This window comes from Acetobacter estunensis, from assembly GCF_019083805.1.
Taxonomy (GTDB): domain Bacteria; phylum Pseudomonadota; class Alphaproteobacteria; order Acetobacterales; family Acetobacteraceae; genus Acetobacter; species Acetobacter estunensis_A.
Genome location: NZ_JAHRDV010000125.1, coordinates 1 through 434, shown reverse-complemented (window position 1 = coordinate 434; position 434 = coordinate 1). Strand labels below are relative to the sequence as shown.

The following is a 434-nucleotide window of genomic DNA, read 5'->3' as shown; positions in this document are numbered from 1 at the left end:
CGTTATTCACTCCATAACCGAACAACGCAAAATCGCCCTTTGTCGGGTCGTCCGGGAATATCTCGGCGAAACGGTCGGTTATCTCAATGGCTGTTTGCAAATCCGGCGTCCGACGTTTTACAAGCCCCAACCGCAATATCCCAATTACGGCACGGTTTCGCAAAAACGCCCTCCAACGCTTTCTTTTCAATCAATATTTCCGGGTAAATCGGTTGGTTTTCCCAACGGTTTTTATGATACGAACGCATCCACGCCCTAACCTGCGCTTTTGCTTCGTCTTGCTTTTCTTCCAAATCGGTTGGTTCCGCTTTAGTTTCGCCACACATTGCCCTATCTCGGTCGCTGAATGCCTCAAAGTCACCCCGCCCGTCCCATCGTGCAACCTCCATTGCAGAAACAACACGTTTATAGTGCTGCAACGTGTTTGTCATACC

Annotated in this window: 2 protein-coding genes; both read right to left on the bottom strand. The window is 49.5% G+C overall.

What is annotated here, in order from left to right; all coding sequences use genetic code 11:
* Positions 1-100, bottom strand: a 100-nt coding sequence (locus tag KUA11_RS17935) for a DUF2400 family protein (protein WP_368041056.1), incomplete at its 3' end; no start/stop codon positions are given.
* On the bottom strand, positions 84-434 hold a 351-nt coding region (locus KUA11_RS17620; RefSeq protein WP_254455014.1), incomplete at its 5' end, for a hypothetical protein. The genes KUA11_RS17935 and KUA11_RS17620, both read right to left, overlap by 17 nt.